Annotated in this window: 16 protein-coding genes; 11 read left to right on the top strand and 5 right to left on the bottom strand. The window is 64.1% G+C overall.

Features of this window, described 5'->3' with window-relative positions; genetic code table 11:
* Positions 1-296 precede the first annotated feature (296 nt).
* The 4 genes from BGI01S_RS09815 to BGI01S_RS09800 all read left to right on the top strand — a co-directional run bounded on the left by BGI01S_RS09815 (position 297) and on the right by BGI01S_RS09800 (position 4,446).
* Entirely contained in the window at positions 297-1,301 is a 1,005-nt protein-coding gene (locus BGI01S_RS09815; protein WP_042324800.1) for a sugar ABC transporter substrate-binding protein, read from the top strand.
* 93 nt (positions 1,302-1,394) lie between these two features.
* Positions 1,395-2,381 carry an ABC transporter permease gene (locus BGI01S_RS09810; RefSeq protein ID WP_042324798.1) on the top strand — a complete coding sequence of 329 codons (987 nt, stop codon included), beginning with the start codon at positions 1,395-1,397 and terminating at the stop codon, positions 2,379-2,381.
* Between the two features lie 15 nt (positions 2,382-2,396).
* Positions 2,397-3,194, top strand: coding sequence for an ATP-binding cassette domain-containing protein (locus BGI01S_RS09805; RefSeq protein WP_042324796.1), 798 nt, complete (start codon positions 2,397-2,399; stop codon positions 3,192-3,194).
* A 31-nt stretch (positions 3,195-3,225) separates the two neighbouring features.
* Positions 3,226-4,446 (top strand): ROK family transcriptional regulator, encoded by a 1,221-nt coding sequence (locus BGI01S_RS09800; protein WP_042325888.1) that lies wholly within the window; start codon positions 3,226-3,228, stop codon positions 4,444-4,446.
* Positions 4,447-4,504: 58 nt separating this feature from the next.
* Here the strand turns inward: BGI01S_RS09800 and BGI01S_RS09795 are convergent, their stop codons facing one another.
* Positions 4,505-7,594: a transglycosylase domain-containing protein gene (locus tag BGI01S_RS09795; RefSeq protein ID WP_042324794.1), complete on the bottom strand. Its 3,090-nt coding sequence runs from the start codon at positions 7,592-7,594 to the stop codon at positions 4,505-4,507.
* A gap of 192 nt (positions 7,595-7,786) precedes the next feature.
* Positions 7,787-8,809, bottom strand: a complete 1,023-nt coding sequence (locus BGI01S_RS09790) for a LysR family transcriptional regulator (RefSeq protein WP_042325887.1) — start codon at positions 8,807-8,809, stop codon at positions 7,787-7,789.
* Positions 8,810-8,948: 139 nt separating this feature from the next.
* Here BGI01S_RS09790 and BGI01S_RS09785 point away from each other — a divergent pair, with 139 nt between their 5' ends.
* From BGI01S_RS09785 to BGI01S_RS09755, 7 genes are all read left to right on the top strand, one after another.
* A complete protein-coding gene (locus BGI01S_RS09785) occupies positions 8,949-9,881 on the top strand; it encodes a dihydrodipicolinate synthase family protein (RefSeq protein ID WP_042324792.1) in 933 nt (310 codons plus the stop codon).
* A 397-nt stretch (positions 9,882-10,278) separates the two neighbouring features.
* Positions 10,279-10,848 carry an RNA polymerase sigma factor gene (locus tag BGI01S_RS09780; protein ID WP_042324790.1) on the top strand — a complete coding sequence of 190 codons (570 nt, stop codon included), beginning with the start codon at positions 10,279-10,281 and terminating at the stop codon, positions 10,846-10,848.
* The gene (locus BGI01S_RS09775) at positions 10,848-11,639 is read left to right on the top strand and encodes an anti-sigma factor (protein ID WP_042324787.1); all 792 of its coding nucleotides are present in this window, start codon (positions 10,848-10,850) and stop codon (positions 11,637-11,639) included. The genes BGI01S_RS09780 and BGI01S_RS09775 overlap by 1 nt, the downstream gene beginning before the upstream one ends.
* Positions 11,640-11,799: 160 nt before the next feature.
* Positions 11,800-13,089, top strand: a complete 1,290-nt coding sequence (locus tag BGI01S_RS09770; RefSeq protein WP_042324785.1) for an NAD(P)/FAD-dependent oxidoreductase — start codon at positions 11,800-11,802, stop codon at positions 13,087-13,089.
* Between the two features lie 94 nt (positions 13,090-13,183).
* Positions 13,184-13,879 carry a TetR/AcrR family transcriptional regulator gene (locus BGI01S_RS09765; protein WP_042324783.1) on the top strand — a complete coding sequence of 232 codons (696 nt, stop codon included), beginning with the start codon at positions 13,184-13,186 and terminating at the stop codon, positions 13,877-13,879.
* A gap of 535 nt (positions 13,880-14,414) precedes the next feature.
* On the top strand, positions 14,415-15,128 hold the full coding sequence (locus tag BGI01S_RS09760; protein WP_042324781.1) for a phosphatase PAP2 family protein: 714 nt from the start codon (positions 14,415-14,417) through the stop codon (positions 15,126-15,128).
* Positions 15,129-15,556: 428 nt separating this feature from the next.
* Positions 15,557-17,236 (top strand): ABC-F family ATP-binding cassette domain-containing protein, encoded by a 1,680-nt coding sequence (locus BGI01S_RS09755; RefSeq protein ID WP_042324779.1) that lies wholly within the window; start codon positions 15,557-15,559, stop codon positions 17,234-17,236.
* A gap of 216 nt (positions 17,237-17,452) precedes the next feature.
* Here the strand turns inward: BGI01S_RS09755 and BGI01S_RS09750 are convergent, their stop codons facing one another.
* Genes BGI01S_RS09750 through BGI01S_RS09740 form a run of 3 tightly spaced genes read right to left on the bottom strand, consistent with a single transcriptional unit; the run spans position 17,453 to position 20,384 of the window.
* Positions 17,453-18,265, bottom strand: coding sequence for an ATP-binding cassette domain-containing protein (locus tag BGI01S_RS09750; RefSeq protein WP_042324776.1), 813 nt, complete (start codon positions 18,263-18,265; stop codon positions 17,453-17,455).
* On the bottom strand, positions 18,265-19,275 hold the full coding sequence (locus BGI01S_RS09745) for an ABC transporter permease (protein ID WP_042324774.1): 1,011 nt from the start codon (positions 19,273-19,275) through the stop codon (positions 18,265-18,267). Before BGI01S_RS09745 ends, BGI01S_RS09750 begins: the two co-directional genes overlap by 1 nt.
* Positions 19,275-20,384: a sugar ABC transporter substrate-binding protein gene (locus BGI01S_RS09740; RefSeq protein ID WP_042324772.1), complete on the bottom strand. Its 1,110-nt coding sequence runs from the start codon at positions 20,382-20,384 to the stop codon at positions 19,275-19,277. The genes BGI01S_RS09745 and BGI01S_RS09740 overlap by 1 nt, the downstream gene beginning before the upstream one ends.
* Between the last annotated feature and the right edge of the window lie 284 nt (positions 20,385-20,668).

The following is a 20,668-nucleotide window of genomic DNA, read 5'->3' as shown; positions in this document are numbered from 1 at the left end:
CTGCCGTACTGCATCCTTCAGCCTTCAAACGCCTTTCGCACGAGCCAGGACTTTCCCGAATCCGGGGCTCTTCATCTTGCATCGCACCACTCGCGCCAAGCCGCGCCACGTAAGGCCAACGGCTTTTTGACGCGCGTGGGCGCGTCAGCTTCCGTCCAAAACGTTGCCTTGACTCGCGTCATCACGCCTGCTGTACTAAATCAACCAAAGTGATTTAGACGGCGATTTCGATGCAGGTACTCGGCACGCCGCCAGCCAGTCCACAACGTCGTCACTAACAACCGGAGGAGCGTCCCATGAATCTGAATTCCCGCAAGCATCCTGTCGCCAGGAAAATCGTGTCGATGTGCGTCGCGGCATCGGCCGTGTGGTGCGCGAGCGCGAGCCAGGCGGCCGATCAGCCGGTCGTCGGCCTCATCACCAAGACCGACACCAATCCGTTCTTCGTGAAGATGAAACAGGGCGCCGAAGCGGCCGCGTCGAAAGACGGCGCGAAGCTGATCAGCGCCGCCGGCAAGTTCGACGGCGACAACGCGAGCCAGGTCACCGCGATCGAAAACATGATGACGGCCGGCGCGAAAGCGATTCTGATCACGCCGAGCGACACCAAAGCGATCGTGCCGAGCATCAGGAAAGCGCGCGCCGCCGGCGTGATGGTGGTCGCGCTCGACACGCCGACCGATCCACAGGACGCGACCGATGCCCTCTTCGCCACCGACAACTTCAAGGCCGGCGTGCTGATCGGCAAATACGCGAAGGCCGCGCTGAACGGCAAGCCCGCGAAGATCGCGACACTCGATCTCGCGCCCGGCGTGTCGGTCGGTGTGCTGCGTCACAACGGCTTTCTCGAAGGCTTCGGCGTGAAGGAAGGCGACGCGTCGATCGTCTGCAGTCAGGACACGCGCGGCGATCAGGCGAAGGGCCAGACGGCGATGGAAAACTGCCTGCAAAAATCGCCCGACATCAACGTGGTCTACACGATCAACGAACCGGCCGCCGCTGGCGCGTACCGCGCGCTCAAAGCGGCGGGCAAGGACAAGAGCGTGATGATCGTCTCGATCGACGGCGGCTGCGAAGGCGTGCGCAACGTGAAGGCCGGCGCGATCGCCGCGACCTCGCAGCAGTACCCGCTGAAAATGGCCGCGCTCGGCGTGAACGCCGGCGTCGAGTACGCGAAGACCGGCAAGAAAGTCTCCGGCTATCAGGACACGGGCGTGACGCTGATCACCGACAAGGCGATGTCCGGCATCGACAGCAAGGACACGAAGTACGGCCTCGACAACTGCTGGGGCAACAAGTAACGCCCATTGTCTGGGCGGCGCGTCATGGCGCGCCGCCGTCCGATTTGCCGCGTCGCGCGTCTGCGCCACGCTTATGTACCGAGGACATCCATCATGTCGACGCCTTCCACGCCCGCCGGCCATTCACGCTCCTTCTCCGACCGCCTGCCGTCGCTCGCCGAGGTCGGACCGCTGATCGCGCTGGTGCTCGCCTGCGGTTTCTTCATCTCGCAGAGCAGTCGCTTCCTGTCGTTCCAGAACCTCTCGCTGATCCTGCAACAGACGATGGTGGTCGCGGTCATCGCGATCGGCCAGACGCTGATCGTGCTGACCGGCGGCATCGATCTCTCTTGCGGGATGGTGATGGCGTTCGGCTCGATCATCATGACCAAGTTCGCAGTCACGCTCGGCGTTCCGCCGATCCTCGCGATTCTGTGCGGGATCGCCGCGAGCACGCTGTTCGGCGCGCTCAACGGTGTGCTGATCACGCGCATCAAACTGCCCGCGTTCATCGTCACGCTGGGTACGTTGAATATCGCGTTCGCGCTCACGCAGATCTATTCGAACGCGGAGAGCGTGTCGAACCTGCCGGACGCGATCATGTTCTTCGGCAACACGTTCAAGCTCGGTCCTGCCGACGTCACGTACGGCACGGTGCTTACGTTGCTGATGTATCTGGCCACCTGGTTCGTGTTGCGCGATACGGTGCCCGGCCGGCATCTGTACGCACTCGGCAACAACGCCGAGGCCGCGCGATTGATGGGCCTCTCGTCGCAGAAGATCCTGCTCACCGTGTATTCGCTGGCCGGCGCGATCTACGGCATCGCGGCGCTGCTGTCGGTGTCGCGCACCGGCGTCGGCGATCCGCAGGCGGGCCAAACCGAGAACCTCGACAGCATTACCGCAGTAGTGCTCGGCGGCACAAGTCTGTTCGGCGGACGCGGTTCGATTGTCGGCACGTTGCTCGGCGCGTTGATCGTCGGCGTGTTCCGAAACGGGCTGACGCTGATCGGCGTTTCTTCGGTGTACCAGGTGTTGATCACCGGCATGCTGGTGATTCTCGCGGTGGCCGCGGACAAACTTTCCCATCGTCGCGGTTGAGCACAGGAGTCCATCATGTCGACACTCAATACGGCTTCCGCCCCGATGCCCGTCCTCCAGGCGCGTGGCCTCGTCAAACGTTATGGCAACGTGACCGCGCTCGACGGTTGCGATTTCGAAGTGCTGCCCGGAGAAATACTCGCCGTGATCGGCGATAACGGCGCGGGCAAATCGTCGTTGATCAAGGCGCTGTCCGGCGCGACCGTGCCCGACGAAGGCGAGATTCTACTGGACGGCAAACCGGTCAAATTCCGCAGTCCGCTCGACGCTCGCGCGCAAGGCATCGAAACCGTGTACCAGGAACTCGCGGTCGCGCCGGCCATGAGCATCGCCGAAAACCTGTTCCTCGCACGCGAACTGCTCAAGCCCGGCTGGCGCGGTTCGATCTTCAAGATGATCGACAAGCGCCGCATGCTCGATGAAGCAACCGCGCATATGAAGGACTTGCAGATCGGCATCCGCTCGATGCGCCAGGCGGTCGAAACGCTGTCGGGCGGCCAGCGCCAGGGCGTCGCGGTGGCGCGTAGCGCGGCGTTCGCCCGCCACGTGGTGATTCTCGACGAACCCACCGCCGCGCTCGGCGTGAAGGAAGGCAACATGGTGCTCGAACTGATCCGGCGAGTGCGCGATCGCGGCCTGCCCGTCATCCTGATCAGCCACAACATGCCGCACGTGTTCGAGGTGGCCGACCGCATCCATATCCAGCGGCTCGGCCGGCGCGCCGCGCTCGTCAACAGGAGCGACGTGCACATGTCGGAAGCGGTCGCGATCATGACCGGCGCAAAGGAAGCAGACGTCAAGGCGATTGCATGACGCGCGCCTCCTGCTGAGCGGACTCGCGACGATGGATACCCGCTCCCCGCTCAAACGCACGGTCGGCTCGAATCAGGTCGGCATGCGGCAATTCAACGAACGCATCGTGCTACAGGCGATCCGTCTGCACGGGCCGTTGCCGAAAGCCGACGTGGGCCGCCTCACGCGTCTGTCGATGCAGACGGTGTCGATGATCGTCGACCGTCTGATCGACGACGGCCTGCTCGAAAAGCAGGCGCGCGTGCGTGGCAGGATCGGCCAGCCTTCGGTGCCGATCGCGTTGCGCGCGGACGGCGCATTCACGATCGGCATCAAGGTCGGCCGCCGCAGCCTCGACGTGCTGGCGCTCGACTTCGCCGGTCACGTGGTGTGCCGCGATGTCTTCGAGTACGCGTATCCCGATCCGCGCACGCTGTTTCCCGCGCTCGAAAGCAAACTGGCGCGCGTGAACCAGACCCTCGGCGCAAAGGCGGGCAAAGTGGTCGGCCTGGGCGTCGCGGCGCCGCTGTGGCTCGGCGGCTGGCGCGACTTTCTCGGCGCGCCGCCCGACGCGCTCGACGCGTGGCACGAGATCGATCTGCGCAGCCGCATCGCGACGATGACGGGCCTGCCCGTCGAATTCGCGAAAGACACCACGGCCGCGTGTGCCGCCGAACTCGTGATGGGCCAGGGCCGCGGCATTCACAACTTCCTGTATCTGTTCGTCGGCACGTTCATCGGCGGCGGCCTCGTGATCGACGGACGCCTGCACGGCGGCCCGCACGACAACGCGGGCGCGGTCGGTTCGATTCCGCTGCGCGACGGCACCGCGCGCAAACCCGCGCGGCAATTGCTGCACGCGGCGTCGGGCTTCGTGCTCGAAAAGCTGTTCAGCGACGCGGGCGCGCCGGCCGCTGCCGCGCACGATCATCGCGCGCTGCTGCCGGAGTTGTGGCGGCATACCGAGCAGTGGCTCGACAGCGCGTGTCCGGCGATCGCCAACGCGCTGACCAATGCGGCCGCGTTGCTCGATCTCGAAGCGATCGTGATCGACGGCGAACTCGACCGGCAACTGGTGCGCGAAATCATTCGACGCACCGAGCGCGTACTCGATCGTTTCGAATGGGAAGGGATGGTGCGGCCGCAATTGCTCGAAGGCGCGATCGGAGCCGATGCGCGTGCGATGGGCGGCGCGATTCTGCCGCTGTATGCGCATTTCGCGCCGGTGCATGAGTTGTTCTTAAAGCCGGCTGCGACTGATGCGGAGTACTGAGCGCGAATAAACGAGCGACCGTTGGGGGGCGTTTAACTTCGCCCCGCCGTTCACGCGCTCACTGCACGGACACCTTGGCCACCGCAGCCGTCTTCACCGCCGGCTCTTTCACCAACGGCTCCAGCACCGGCGCCAACGACTTCAGCAGTTGCACCGACAACGCGCTCGTGAACGCGTAATGCGCCGCATACGGTTCATGCACCCACGCGGTCAGCGTGCCGTAGAAACGGTCGCCCATCGCGAACACGAAGGTCGCGCTGCGGTTCACCTTGCGCGACTCGATCAGCCGCGCGCCCTTTGCGTAGACATTCAAACGCTGGTCGCCGGTGCCCGTCTTGCCGTACACCGCGAGCGTCTGCCCGTCGGGGAACTTCATGCCTTCCGCGAGCCGCCGGGCGGTGCCGCCCGTCACGACGTCGCGCAACAGCGTCTGCATCACGTTTGCGATTTCCGGCGACAACTGCTGCTCCGGCGCCACCGCCGCGCGGCGGAAGTGCGTTTCGTACGGCGTGTCTTTCGCGAAGTCGAGTTGCGTGAGGCTTTCGGTCGGCACCTTGTTGCCGTCGTTGGCGATCACGCCGATCAGTTGCGCGAGCGCGGCGGGCCGATCGCCCGATGCGCCAATCGCCGCCGCATACGAAGGCGTGAGCGTCGCGAACGGATAGCCGAGCGCCTGCCACGATTTGCCGATCGCGTCGTACGCGCGCAATTCGACCATCCGTTTGATGCGGCGATCCTGCGTCGCGTGATAGCGCGTCTTGAAGAGCCACGAATAGGTCGACAGACGCACGTCGCGGCTCGCCTTCTGAATGTCGTCGAGCGTAGCGGCAGGATGCGCGCGCAGATAGTTGAGCGTCCACAGTTCGAGCGGATGAACGCTCGCGATATAACCACGGTCGTTCAGATTGAAGCGCTCGATCGCGTATTTGGCGTACAGGTTCGCCAGATCCTCGTCGTCGAGTACCGCTGCGGCCGGCGTGTTCTTCAACACCGCGCGCATCTGCGCGTTGAACCACGCGTTCGACCCGTCCGGCGCGACGCTGCGCAACACGGTCGCCACTTTCGGCGGCGACTTGCGCACGCCGAGCAGCAGCAGCGCCAGCGCCTGATCGGGCGTCTTGCCGTGATACTTCGTGTAGAAGCGGTTCATGTACACGCGGCTTTCCTGATCGGCGAAACGCGTCAGATACATCGTGCGGATCGCGGGATCGCCGAGCCATTGCGTCGACGGCCCGGTCGTCTTGATCATCTCGTAGTGGACGATGTCGCGCATCAGCCGCACGAACACGAGATTCACCGAGTGCTGGAACGCGCGGTGAATGGTCAGGATGCGGCTGTTGTCGTCGGACTCGAAGTTGTTGAACGTCTGCGCGCCGCCGCCCGTGTAGAACGTTTCGCCGGGGCTCGCCGAGTACTTGCGCTCCACCGCCGCATCGAGCATCGCCTGCAAGGAGCGGTCCGGCGTATGCGTGAGATAGTCGAGTGCCCAGCGCGTCAACTGATCGGTCGGATCGGGCTTGATGGCTTTTAGCTCCGCTGTGCTCAGCGATGCATAACGCGCATGCAGTTCGGAGACGATCTGCAAATACGTGACCACGGTACGCAGTTTCGCGGTCGAACCGAGATTCAGCCGCGCGCCCGAATTGATGTCGAACGGCTGGTTCACGCTGTCGGTTTGCACCCGCACGAGGTTCGCGCCGTCGCGCCGTTCGAATAGCGTAAAGCTATAGGCGATTTTCGACGGATCGTCGGAAGGCCGCAGCATTTCGAAGCCGACGAGTCCCGCCGCCTTCGCACCGTCGCGCGTCGCAGCGGCGGCGAGCCGTTCGCTGACGGCCTGCTGCACCGCGTTGTTGAGCGTGCCCGTGGCTTGCAGATCCAGGCGGTCTAGTTCATAGAAACTCGGAATACCGAGCGAAGCCAGCAGGTTCGAACGCATCGACGTGACGGCCTTGCGCGAGACGAACGAGTCGGCGCTCTGCGTCTTGACGGGCGCGCGATGCAATTCGACCTGCGCGGCGAGCGCGGCATCGCGCAACGGCATCGTGACGACGCCACCCGTCGCCAGCAGCCGCAGATAACTGTCGGTCAGCCGTTCGAGTTCGGCATAGCCGCGATGCAGGAAAAACGACGGCGCGCGTTGCGCAATCATCAGCGAGAGCACCTCGCGCAACGCCTTGCCCTGCTCCGCCAGATTCTGCGGGGTCGAAGGCGCGTTCAGCAGGCGGTTGACGTCGTTGAAATCGCGGCCGTACCACGCGGCGAGACCGTCGCCGATACCGTTGATTTCGCCGATCCCCGGTTGCGCGGCAAGCGGCACCGAGTTCAGATAACGCACGACGATCTGCTGGCGCGCGGGCAGCGTCTGCGGACCATTCAGGTACGCCCGCACCGACGCCGACGCGATCTGCCGCAACTTCTCCGGCGGCGTTGCGGTCCGCCCACCTGCCGAGTGGCGGAATTTTTCGATCTGCGTGGCGAGTGTGCTGCCGCCCGGCGCGGGCTGATGATGATTGAACACGTGCAGGCCCTGGTCGGCCAACGCGCGGCTGAAGCGTCCCCAGTCGATCGCGGGATTGCGGTTCGGTTGATTGGGATCCAGCAGATAGCGGTCTTCGATGAAAAGCAGCGAGTTCACGATGACCGGCGGGATCGCGTCGAAACGGTCGTACACGCGACCGGGAAAACGCGCGTCGAAGAGCGGCGCGCCGGTGCCGTCGAAAAGCTGCAGACCGGCGATATCTTTTTCCGCGTACGGCAGAAAGAGGCCGTTATCGGCCAGCGACAGCATCCGTTCGGAATTGCGCGCCTGCGAACCGATTTCAAACCCGCGTTTCAACAGACGCTGCTGGATCGCGGGCAGCAGCGCGTAGCCGAGCCGGTTGTCGTACGGGCCTTTGTCGGCTTGAGGAAAACGGATCGAATGACTGGGACCGTCGGCGACGGAAAAGCCCACGTCGCGAGTCAGTTCGGAGAGGTAGCGCGCCTGTAGCCGTGATGTTTCGATTTCGACCTGAACGACCCGCACGACGAGTGCCAGCGCGATCAGCAATGCCGCCGCCAGCCCCCATTTGAGCCACTTGAGCCATTTGCGCACAGGCGTCGTGCCGGTTGCGCGAAGCGGAAACCGAAGCAGTGGCCGATTCATGGCTGCTCTCCCCCGAGCGATCGCCAGGCTTCCGGCCCGGCTGACTTCGAAGCAGTGTAGCGCGGAAGCCGGAGCCGCCAGCGGTTCGGATTTACCCGACAGTGTCGCCGCTACAACACCTTTTCACGGCGCATGGCAAGGCGCGAACTGGCGTGAGATATTGAGGGTCTTTCACGTGTCGCAACCGCCGCTTCAGGCGGTTTTTCGTTTTGGCGCGGCGCGTTTTCGCGGTGCGCGTTTCGGCGGCGGTGCCGGTATCGGCGGTTGTGTCGACAGTTGTGCCGGCTCCGCCGCCCGAGCGCGCAGCAACTCGATGAACTGCTCGGCCGGCGGCGACAGCACGCCGCCCTTGCGCGTCACGACACCGAATGTTTGCGAAGGCGACTTCAACGTAACCGGCACGACGCGCAGCATCTTCTGGCGGACGAACATCGCGGCGATCGCGGTCGGCAGCAGCGAAACCAGTTCGGCACTGCTTTGCAACAACGCGACCGTCACGAACGTGGACGCCGTCGAAATCGGGTTGTCCGGCATCTGCAGGCCCGCCAGATCCATCTCCCGTTCGAGCAGCGCATGCAACGGCATGTGCGACGGATACATCACCCACCGATGACCGGCCAGATCGCGCAACTGCACTTCCTTCTTCGGCAGCGGCGGATGGCCGTAGCCCACCACCACCGACAACGGCTCGTCGCCGAGCGGCCGATACTGATACTTCGACGGATCCGCCGCGACGGCCGCACGGCCAATCACCAGGTCGAGCCGGCCGTCGTCGAGTTGCGGCAGCATCCGCGCGCTGGTGTCCTCCACCACTTCGATCGACAGATTCGGCTGTCCCGCATGCAACCGGTTCAGCGCCGGCACCACGCACTCCGGAATCGCGCCCATGATTGCGCCGACCGCGAGGCGCCCGCCGCGTCCCGAGCGGATCTCGGCGACGTCCTGGCACAGCGCGGTCAGATCGGTCGCCACGAGACGCGCGTAGCGGATCACGCAATGGCCGAGCTGGTTCGGAATCATGCCGGTCTTCGAACGCTCGAACAGCGGCGCGTCGAGCATCGACTCCAGTTCCTGCAACGCCTTGCTCGCCGCCGATTGCGTCATCGACATCGCGCCGGCCGCTTTGTGCAGCGACTTCAGATCGTCGAGCGCGATCAGCAGTTGCAGTTGCTTCATGCGGAGTTTCGACAGCAGGACGTTGAACGTGTCTTTCATGGCGGCTTGCAGAGCGTGAGTCGCAAAAGCGATCACAAGATGGAAACAATTCAATATACCTGCCGCGCGGCGCGCCGTATAGTCGGCGCTGGAGACATTCGAACACCTTCGCCGATCATCCACGGATAACGACATCACCATGACCCAGGCATCGCATTCCGCCGCATTGCGCGGCGTGTTCCCCGTCGCGCCGACCATCTTCGACGACGCCGGCCGGCTCGACCTCGAAGGTCAAAAACGCTGCATCGACTTCATGATCGATGCGGGTTCGAACGGCCTGTGCATTCTGGCGAACTTCTCCGAGCAGTTCGCGCTGTCCGACGACGAGCGCAATACGCTGATGCACGTCGTGCTCGAACACGTCGCGGGCCGCGTGCCGGTGATCGTCACGACCACGCATTTCAGTTCGTACCAGTGCGCCGAACGCAGCCGCAGCGCGCAGGCCGCGGGCGCCGCGATGGTGATGGTGATGCCGCCGTATCACGGCGCGACGATCCGCATCGGCGAGCGCGGCATCTATGAGTTCTATCGTACGGTGTCCGATGCAATCCAGATTCCGATCATGATCCAGGATGCGCCGGTGAGCGGCACGCCGCTGTCGGCGCCGTTTCTCGCCCGCATGGCGCGCGAGATCGACAACGTGTCGTACTTCAAGATCGAAACGCCGCAAGCAGCGAACAAGCTGCGCGAGCTGATCGAACTGGGCGGCGATGCGATCGTGGGTCCGTGGGACGGCGAAGAAGCGATCACGCTGATGGCCGATCTGGATGCGGGCGCGACCGGCTCGATGACGGGCGGCGGTTACGCCGACGGCATCCGTCTGATCGTCGACGCTTATGCGGCCGGCGATACCGAAGCGGCCGCCGCGCACTATCAGCAATGGCTGCCGCTGATCAACTACGAGAACCGCCAGGGCGGCCTCGCATCGTGCAAGGCGCTGATGAAGGAAGGCGGCGTGATCCGCTCGGATGCGGTGCGTCATCCGTTGCCGGCGATGCACCCGGCCACTCGCGAAGGATTGCTGAAAGTCGCACGGCGGCTCGACCCGCTGGTGTTGCGCTGGGGCCGTTAAAGCGCGTTCATCAACGACGCGGCCGCGTCGTAAACCCGTTCCGGTCAGAACGCTTGCCGGTTACTCGGCAAGCGTTCTGACCTCGACAGAAAGCGGCGCGACTCACGCCACGCCGCAACCCCGAACCCGCGCGTGATGCTTTATCGATCCCGCACCGCGTAGCTTCGTTGGCGGCCGTTCGTTCAAGCTCGCGCAACGGCACTGGCCTCCCTGCACACGCACCCCGTGTCCTTGCCGCCCGGCAACGCGCAAACCAATAAACCGCACGCAACGCCAGGCTCTGCTGCCCTATACGCGCGTTGTCATCGAGCGGATGCACGTCACGCGAAAAAAACCGCATATAAGGTCAGGAAGAAATTGAGTAACATAGGCCCGCAAGCCCAACCTACTTCTTCCCATGACCGCCAATCCTCGAGAACTGACGCCGGAAACTCTCGCCGAGCTGCTCGAACGCATTGCCAAGGAAGATGCCGCGGCATTGCGCGAACTCTATGATCTCGCCGCCCCGAAACTGTTCGGTCTCGCGCTCCGTATATTGAGCAGGCATGAGTGGGCCGAAGAAGTCTTGCAGGACAGCTTCGTCAATATCTGGCGCTTTGCCGGCGACTATCGCCGCGCACTGTCCGCACCGATGACGTGGATGTCCGCGATCGTCCGCAACCGTGCTCTCGATCATCTGCGGCGGGTCAACACGCAGGAAACGGAATGGAGCGATGCGTTGGACGACCTCGTGGCAACCGGCGACCCGGACCCCGAAGCGCTGACCGCGGTCAGCCTGCAGGCCCGCCCGCTCGCCGGCTGCATGCAACAACTGGAACCGGCGCAGCGACAGGCGGTAGCGTTGGCCTACCTGCGCGATCAAAGTCATAGCGAGATCGCGGACATGCTGGCGGTGCCGCTCGGCACCATCAAATCCTGGATCAGACGCGGCCTCGCCAAGCTGAAAACCTGTCTGGGAGGCGAGTGATGAATCTGGCTCGCTATCCTCGACTCGTCGATCTGCTGGCCGCCCAGTACGCGCTCGGCACGTTGCGCGGCGGCGCTCGGCGTGGCTTTCAACGGTATGCGGAACGGGACGCGACGATCCGCAATGCGATCGACGAATGGCAGCGGCGCCTCGCGCCGATGGCCGAACTCGCCGAGCCGCGCATGCCGCCAGCCGCCGTCTGGGAGGCGATCGAGCGGCGTCTGGGCCTCACCGCCGCACGCGATGCCGCGCGGCCGCGCCATGTGCCGCCAACGCCGGCGCGTCCGGCGCGTCCGGCGCGTGGCCTGTTCGACAATCTCGCGTTCTGGCGTGGCTGGGCGATCGGCGTCACGGCGCTGGCAGCAATCGCCGTGGTGGTCGCGGTGCGCTCGCTGTTGCCGGCCGCCACAGCGCCCACGACTGCGCCGACCGTCGCGCAGCAACCGGAAGCGGCCGTTTCGCACGTCGCCGTGTTGAGCAGCAAGGACGCGCGTCCGGTGATGCTGGTCGCGTGGGACGAAGCCCACTCGACGATGACGCTGCAACCGCTCGGCAAGGTCGACCTGCCGGCCGGCCGCGCGATGGAGCTATGGGGCATTCCGGCGAGCGGGCATCCGGTGTCGCTCGGCATGCTGCCGGACAGCGCAAGCGGCAAGGTCAGCGCTGGCCAGCAGAAGCCGGAGAGTTACGAGGCGCTGGCGGTGTCGATCGAAGCGCCGGGCGGATCGCCGGATCACAATGCGCCGAACGGGCCGGTGGTGTTCACGGGTAAATTGCTGCCGGTTTCCTGACGGGAGTTGTGCGTTGAGCGGCAAGGCCGGCGTTCGCTTCACAGCGAACGCCGGCTTTTTGTTTGAGCGGCGTTACGTCCGCTCTCGGCTCGCCACCTATCGAACACCACTACGCCCCGCAACTGGACGCGCGCGCGCAATTGCCGCTACCCTTCACCGTATGCAAAGCTTTTACGAAGCCACCATCACGCGCCCGTCCGCCTACGCGCCGCTCAGCGGTCGACGCAGCGCCAACGTGTGCATCATCGGCGGCGGGCTCGCCGGGCTATCGACCGCGTTGGGACTTGCCGAGCGCGGCGTCGCGGACGTCGTCGTCCTCGAAGCGCAGCAGGTGGGCTTCGGCGCATCGGGCCGCAATGGCGGCTTCGTGTTCGGCGGCTACAGTCTCGATTGCGCCGACCTGCTGAAAACCCTCGGTCCCGCTCGCGCCCGCGAACTCTATGCGCTGACCACCGACGCCGTCGATCTGATGCGCACACGCATCGCGCGCTACCAGATCGATTGCGATGCGACCGATGCCGGCGTGATCCTCGCGAACTGGTTCGACGAACCCGCGCGCCTCGACGCGCAGCGGCGCTTGATGCGCGATTCGTTCGGCGTCGAATGGGAGCCGTTGACGGCCGCGCAACTCGCTTCGCAACTGAAGACACGCCGCTATCACGGCGGTCTGTTCGAGCGCAACGCGTTCCACTTTCATCCGCTCAAATACGTGCTCGGCGTCGCCGATGCCGCGACCCGCGCAGGCGTAACGATCCACGAGCATTCGCCGGTTGTGCGATTGCAGCGCGACGGCGCGGGCTTCATCGTGCACACGGCGCAAGGCGCGCTCGACGCGCGCCACGTCGTGATGGCGGGCGGCGGCTACGCGCGCAACGTGTACGCGCGCGTCGAGCGCGCGGTGCTGCCCATTGCCACCTACGTGATGGCAACCGAACCGCTCGGCGCGCGTCTGCGCGATGCGATCGACACGCGCGCCGCCGTCTACGACACCCGCTTCGCGTTCGATTACTACCGCCCTCTTCCCGACACGCGCATTCTGTGGGGCGGGCGCATCTCGGTGCGCGACCGCGCGCCGGAGACGATCGCGCGATTGCTGCGGCGCGATCTGCTGAAGGTCTACCCGCAGTTGCACGACGTGCGCGTCGACTACGCGTGGGGCGGCCTGATGAGCTACGCGCGACACAAGATGCCGCAAATCGGCCGCAGCGCGGACGGCGTCTGGTACGCGATCGGTTTCGGCGGACACGGGATGGCGCCGACCACCGTGTCCGGCGAACTGCTGGCCGCGGCGATTGCCGGCGAGCGCCCGGTGCCCGACGCGTTCGCGCGCTTCGGTCTGACGCCCGCATTCGGCGCGCTCGGTCTCGCGGCCGCGCAGCTGACCTACACCGCGATGCAGACGCGCGATGCGCTCGCCGCCCGCCGCCGGCCCGCGCGACCCGGTGGCTGACGCATCGCAAGAGGCCGCCACCTATGTCCGAGACCCGCGCCGGAGGCCATTTTCACCATGCTAGAATGCGCGGTCACTGCCGCTTGAACACACAATGAAAAAGGGAAGCAAGGCCGCCGAGCCTGATACCAACGGCATCCCGTCCGACACTCCGCGTGGGGACGCCCGACGCAAATACGATCCCGAACAGACGAAGCGCAACATCCTCGACGTCGCGACCCAGGAGTTCTCCGCGATGGGACTGACGGGCGCACGCGTCGACGCGATCGCGGAGCGCACGAACACCACCAAGCGCATGCTGTACTACTACTTCGGCAGCAAGGAAGGGTTGTACCAGGCGGTGCTCGAGAAGGTGTATGGAGACATTCGCGCGCTCGAACAGGATCTGCACGTCAGCGAACTCGACCCGGTCGAGGGCATGCGCGCGCTGGTCGAATTCACGTTCGACTATCACGATCGTCAGCGCGACTTCGTGCGGCTCGTGACCATCGAGAACATTCACGGCGCGAAGTACGTCGAGCAGGTGAAGACGTTCAAGGGGCGCAATGTCACCGTCATTCACACGATTGAAGATCTGCTCGCGCGCGGGATTGCGGCGGGACAGTTTCGTAGCGATATCGATCCGATCGACCTGCATCTGCTGATCAGTTCGCTGTGCTTTCATCGGGTCGGCAATCGCCATACGTTTGGGACCGCGTTCGGGCGGGATCCGTCGCATCCGCGTTTGAGGGCGAGGCATCGGGCAATGATTGTGGATGCGGTGTTGAGGTTTGTGCGCAAGGACGGGTGAGGTGTTTCTGCCAGTCGGCGTGGCGCGGGCGGGCTTGAGGCGGTCGCCCTGTTAAGACTGGCATGCGCGCGCTGAAGGCAAGGTCCGCAACTGACCCAGCACCTGCTCTCGACAAATGCCTGCCGACTACTGTCACCGCGTGAGGTAGCAATCGGTCAGTTGCCGCCGTTCGGGCGCGGCTATGTGCGGGCCGGGTGTTTGCTCGCGGTGCGCCGGCATCGGGGCAGCGTCGCTCGTTGCCGTGCAGCCGCCGGGATGCTCGCGGAACGACGACCCATAGTCAATCACTTCGCCATTCAAAGAATAAACAAATTTCTGTAGTGACTGATTCAAGGACGCAGCGAGGCGAGGCGGCGAGGCGTTGTAAGGCCAATGAAACGCGTATGCGTGCGCCATATTCGAAGGACTCCGATGATCACGAAGCCGCATCGCCGACGATCAGTTCCGACTTTATGCGAGGTATTGCACGAACAATTGCACTGCGGAGCACATACGCTTTTAACATAATTGCCATGTTCGAATGGAGACGCGGCGCATGAATGCTTTCGACAGGGATGTTCTAACCTGGCTCGTTCATATCGGCTCATCGTCATCCTTGTTCGCCCACTCCGTTGGCGCGATCGCCAGGTTCTATTTCACCAAAGGCGTCGTTCCGCTCGCGATTCTCTGTGCCATTTGGTTCCAGCCGGAAGACTCCCAGCCATTGCGCCGCGAGACTGTCGTCGCGACGCTGTGCGCCGCGCTCGCGGCATTCGTGCTCGGCCGCCTCCTTGCGCTGACGCTGCCGTTCCGCCTCCGCCCGCTTTATGAGCCCTCCGTTCATTTGTCGTTTCCACTCTCCGACCAAACGGGCAACGAAATGCGCTTGTGGAGTTCGTTCCCCAGCGATCATGCCGCGCTCTGGATGGCGATAGCCGTCGGGATTTTCCTTGTCTGGCGATGGATCGGCGTGCTTGCGATCGTGCATTGCGTGGTCTTCGTGTGTCTGCCCCGCGTCTATCTGGGGCTGCACTATCCAACCGACGTCATCGGGGGCGCGGCCATCGGCGCCTTCTGCACATGGCTCTTCACCCGGCCGCCGATACGCACACGCCTCGCGCCGCTCTTCTTGCGATTCATGGAACACCGACCGGCAGTCGGTTACATGCTCGCCTTCCTGTTCTTCTTCGAACTCGCGACGATGTTCGAGGAGCCGCGCCTCCTCGCGGTATCGGTCATAAAGTACCTACACCCTGGGTTGCTCCATTGAGTACATCGACGAACGCGGCTTTTTGGTGTCGCTATGAGGCCGGCGCCGCTTTGGGGCCGATCGCTCCGGCGCGGCTGTCGGTTGCCGTGTGATCGCCCGTGCGCGGCAACGGTTTCCTGAATGGCCAGGCCCCGCGTGGCAATGGACGGCCGCCAGCCCTAAGGCGAATGTGTCTTCAGGGTCGCCTACGGTCTCTGGTCGATGTTGGGTTGGAGTTCGGGCGACCGAGGCATCGGGTAAAGATCGGCCAGGCACTCACCGTCTGTTCGCTGGCCCCGCAGCCGAAACGCCTGCTGCGCCAGTGCCCGCCGCTTTGTTGCCGGCAGACGCTGCAAAGCGCAAGCGGCTCTTCACTCGCGCGACCAGAAAATAGACAGCCCTGTACGTCCTGTCGGCTATCATGCCTATCCTCTTCGAAGTAGCTCCTTATGATTTCCGTCCGGAATGTCACGCTGCGCCGCGGCGTCAATGTCGTACTCGATGGCGCGTCCGTCACCTTCACCCCAGGCGAAAAGATTGGTCTTGTCGGCCGTAATGGCGCCGGCAAGTCATCCTTTTTCGCCCTTCTCAACGGCACGCTGCACGAAGACGGCGGCGAGTTCTCGATTCCTGCGGCATGGAAGATGGGCCAGGTCGCCCAGGACATGCCCGAGACCGAGCAGAGTGCGACCGACTTCGTCATCGAGGGCGACACCCTACTGCTGGCCGCGCAGGCCGAAGTAGCCGCCGCCGAGGCCGACGACGACGGCATGCGCATGGCGCACGCCTACATGGCCCTGCACGACGCTGGCGCACATGATGCCCCCGCACGCGCGCAGGCGCTGATCCAGGGCCTGGGCTTCAGTGCTGCGCAGCTTGACCAGCCGGTCAACAGTTTCTCCGGCGGCTGGCGCATGCGACTGCAGCTGGCGCGTGCGCTCATGTGCCCGTCCGACCTGCTGTTGCTCGACGAGCCCACCAATCACCTCGACCTCGACGCGCTGGTCTGGCTGGAAGCGTGGCTCAAGCGCTATCAGGGAACCATGGTCGTGATCAGCCACGATCGCGAATTCCTCGACGCGGTGACGCAAGTGACGGTACACGTCGACAACGCCAAGCTCGTGCGTTACGGCGGCAACTACAGCAAGTTCGAAGAAATGCGTGCTGAGCAACTGGTGTTGCAGCAGGCCGCAGTGGCAAGGCAGGCGGACAAGATCGCCCACCTGCAGAAATTCATCGACCGTTTCAAGGCCAAGGCCTCGAAAGCGAAGCAGGCGCAGAGCCGGGTCAAGGCGCTCGAACGCATGGAGAAGATCGCACCGGTGCTGGCTGATGCAGAGTTCACCTTCGAGTTCAAGGAGCCGCTCAACGTCCCAAACCCGCTGCTGTCGATGCTGGATGCGAGCTTCGGCTACCCGGCGCCGACCGACGCAGCGCCGGACACACCGCCGACGGTCATCGTGCGGGGCATCAACCGATCCGTGCTGGCCGGGCAGCGCATCGGCATTCTCGGTGCCAACGGCCAAGGCAAGTCCACGCTGGTGAAGACGGTGGCGCACGAACTCGCGCCGATCGCCGGTGAAATCAGCGAAGGCAAAGGCCTGAACATCGGCTACTTCGCGCAGCAGGAACTCGACGTGCTGCGTCCCCTCGACACGCCGCTGGAACACATGATCCGCCTTGCCAGGGACACGCCGGCGCACCTGCGTGCCCCCGGCCAGAGCGGCACCGAACAATCGCTTCGCACCTTTCTCGGCACTTTCAACTTCAGTGGCGACATGGTCCATCAGGCGGTCGGCACGATGAGCGGCGGCGAAAAGGCGCGGCTCGTATTGTGCATGATCGTGTGGCAGCGCCCCAACCTGCTGCTGCTCGACGAGCCTACCAACCACCTTGATCTCGCCACACGCGAAGCGCTAGGCATGGCACTCAACGAATTCGAAGGCACAGTGCTGCTGGTCAGTCACGACCGGTCCCTGCTGCGCGCGGTATGTGACGAGTTCTGGCTCGTCACCAAGGGTGGCGTCGAGCCCTTCGACGGAGATCTGGACGATTACCAGCAGTTTCTGCGCGACGAAGCCCGTCGCATGCGCGAGCAGGTTGCCGGGGAGCAGAAGGTCATCACCTGAGCCAACCCCCTGGCAATTCCAGTTTGGAAGCTGCCATAGCGCTCGCTTCGAGTCGAAGGGCCGCCTCGGGTCGACACAAGCCAAAACCCATCGGACACCGTGCGGCTAAAAGCGGTCCCCGGAAATCGAGAGCCAGATCATCGACAATCCGATCAGTTGACCGGCATCGAAACCGGCCGGCGCTGCCCGATCGGGCATACGCTCTGATTAATGGCCTCAACGCGCGCCGGCCGCGCGCATTGCCCGGTACTCCCGCCGCACGATATCCATGAGCTCCGACACGGAAGTCAGCGCACTCTTCTGCTCGTAAGTCACCTGGCCTCGCTGCATCAACATGATGCGATCAGCGATATCCAGCGTCTGCGCATAGTTGTGCATGATCATGATGATGGAAAGGCCGCCCTTTTCCTTCAAGCGCATCAGGAGGTCGATGATGAGCCCCGCCTCGCGTGCGCCCATCGCGGCGAGCGGCTCGTCGAGCAATAAAATCTTCGCATTGGAATACACGGCGCGCGCCACGGCGATGGCTTGACGCTGGCCGCCGGAAAGGCGCTCCACGGGCAAATCCACCGAAGGCACGTGCACGCCGATATCGTCGAGACATTGCGCCGCGCGCTCGCGCATCTGCTTGTGGTCGAGCAGCCTGAACGGTCCGCGCCGTACGATCTCGCGGTTCAAAAACATGTTGTGGTAAATGCTCAAGGAATTCGCGAGCGCGAGATCCTGATACACGCATTCGATGCCGAGCGAACGCGCATGATCCACCGAGCGCAACAGCGTCTCCTGGCCGTCGATGTAGAGCGCGCCGGCCGTTTGCTGATGAAAGCCCGTGAGAATCTTGACGAGCGTGGACTTGCCCGCGCCGTTGTCGCCGAGCACACCCAGAATTTCGCCCTTGCCGAGCGTGAGCGAGACGCCGTCGAGCGCGGTCACCGCGCCGAAACGTTTGACGAGGCTCTCGCCGCGCAGTGCGAGCGGCGCATCGGGCGCGGCATTCGCGCCTGGGGAGGAAGTTTGCGATTCGTCCATCAGCGCCCTGCCTTACGGCGAAGGCGCCCGACGTGGATATTGAAGATCATCGCCGCCAGAATCGCGGCGCCAAGAATAATGTTGAACGTGAACGCGTTAATGCCGATGAGCGTGAAGCCGTCGTTGAGAATGCCGAGCACCGCCGCGCCGATGAGGCCGCCCACGATGGTGCCGGAGCCGCCCGTGAGCGGAGTGCCGCCGATCACGGCAGCGGCCACGGCAAGGAACATGATCTGATTGCCGCCCGCCTGCGGGTCGATCGAGGTAATACGAAAGGCTTCGAGGATCCCGGTGAAGCCCGCGAGCACCGCGGCAAGGATGAAGTTGCCGAGGCGCAGCCGGTTCACATGAATGCCGGCCTCGCGCGCACCGACTGGATTTGCGCCCGCGGCCTGAGTATGCAGGCCCCAGCGGGTATGCCGCAAAAGCACATGCATCGCGAAGGCGATCGCCACGGTCCAGATGATTTCGCTGTAGCCCCACCCACCCATGAATGCCGAGAACGTAGGCGACCCCGGCGCGGGCGCGGGCGTGCCGCGCGAGACGGTGAGCGTGATGCCGTTGATGAGAAAGAGCGTGCCGAGCGTGGTGACGAACGAGGGCAATCGCAGCCACACCGTCACGGCGCCGTTCACGAAGCCGACGATCGCCGCGGCCACCAGCCCCGCGATCACGGCGAGCCACATGGGCGCGCCTGCGTCGTTCGCAAACACCATCATGAACGGCGCGAATGCGAACACCATGCCCGCCGACAGATCGATGTCGCCGCCAATCATCAACATGATTTCGCCGAACGCGATGATCGCCACCGGCGCGATGAACTGCGAAAGGTTGGCGAGGCTCGCGTTGGTGAGCAGGAAATCGTGGTTCGCGAATTCAAAGTAAGCGGCTAGCAGCACGGCCACGAGCAGAATACGCAGTTCTGCCGCCCAGTGTGACGCGAATGAACCCCCCGCGCGCACGGGTGCGCGGGCGGCTTCGATCTTGCTGGTTTCCTTCACTGTGTTCATCACGACCTGATTGCGCCTCTCATCGGAACGATTTGCGGCTTGGTGGTCTTGCCTTCAAAACGCGTCGAGGTATTAAGGTAGGGCTCGACAGTCTCCTTCGTCACGAACTTCAGGCCGGTGTTGGTGTCGGCCGGCCCGACCAGCCCGCCCGAGGACAGGAACACGAACGCCTGCATCACCGTATAGAAACCCTGCACGTACGGTTGCTGATCGATGGTGAAGTCGAGGAAGCCTTCGTGGATGAGCTGGATCGTGGTCGGCAGGAGGTCGAAGCCGCCACCGTGCACGCCCTTCGACGGAAGGTTCGATTCCTTCATCACCTGCGCGACGCCCTGCGTGCTGCCCGCATCGACGGCGAACATGCCCTTCAGGTCCTGGTGGCCCAGATAGAACGACTTGATCTTCGACAGCTCCTCGTTGACCGTCGCACCAGTGGCCACGGTCTGGACGTCGATCTTCTTGCCGGACTTCTTGATGGCGTCGCTCGCACCGTCCAAGCGCGGCTGAATGTTGAGCTGCCCCGGTGTTGCAATGAAAAGCGCGACCATGCCGCTGTCAACGAGGCTCACGATGCGCTCGCCCATCTGGTAGCCGGAGAGATACAGGTCCTGGCCGATATACGCGAGGCGCGGATTCTTCTTGCCGCGCGGCGCGTCGGCGTTATAGGCGAACACCGGAATGCCGGCGTCGAGCGCGGCCTGGATAGGCTTGTCGAAGGCGGTCGGATCGACAATCGGCACAGCGATGGCGTCGGCCTTTGCGGCAATCGCCGAGTTCACGGCGCGGACCATTTCGCCCGCGTCCGAAGTGGCCGAGCCGGTCCACTGATAATCCATGCTGAGCAGCGAGCAGGCATCCTGAATGCCGTACTGCGTCGGCACAAAGAACGGGTTGGTGGTGACGTGATTGACAAACACGATCCTCCACTTCTTGTGCGAGGGGAAAGCCGCCTCCGCCGCCTGCGCGGTGCCGATCAGCCCGCCCGCACCGCCTGGCCCGCCCAGCAGCGAAAGCGCTGCGCCCAATCCCGTGCCCTGCATCAGCGCGCGCCGCGCCGCGCTGAATCCGTTAGGGCCGTGCTCCTGATCGTCATCACGTTGCTGTGCCATCTCGTCCTCCGGTTCTTTTCTTCGTTGGTCGGTGTGGTCGATGCGGTCGACGTTGAGTCGATCGCATGCAGATGCTGGACGGCAGCGGAGTGCTGGGCAACGCGGGACTCGGGCGTGGAGACGTGCAACCCCGATCTGAAAGTGCGATATGCGCCGTGTGGTACCGAAAATGTTAGTGCAACGCGGTTGCACCTCCTAATCCATGTATACCCCTAACTAGTCCGACTATTGGGATGCCGGATTAGAGGACCGCCAGGTCAGGGAATCGACACCGGCGGCCCGCG

This window comes from Paraburkholderia ginsengisoli NBRC 100965 (assembly GCF_000739735.1).
In the GTDB taxonomy this organism is placed as follows: Bacteria; Pseudomonadota; Gammaproteobacteria; order Burkholderiales; family Burkholderiaceae; genus Paraburkholderia; species Paraburkholderia ginsengisoli.
Note: the sequence above shows the minus strand (reverse complement) of the source record. Positions and strands in the feature narration are given on the sequence as shown.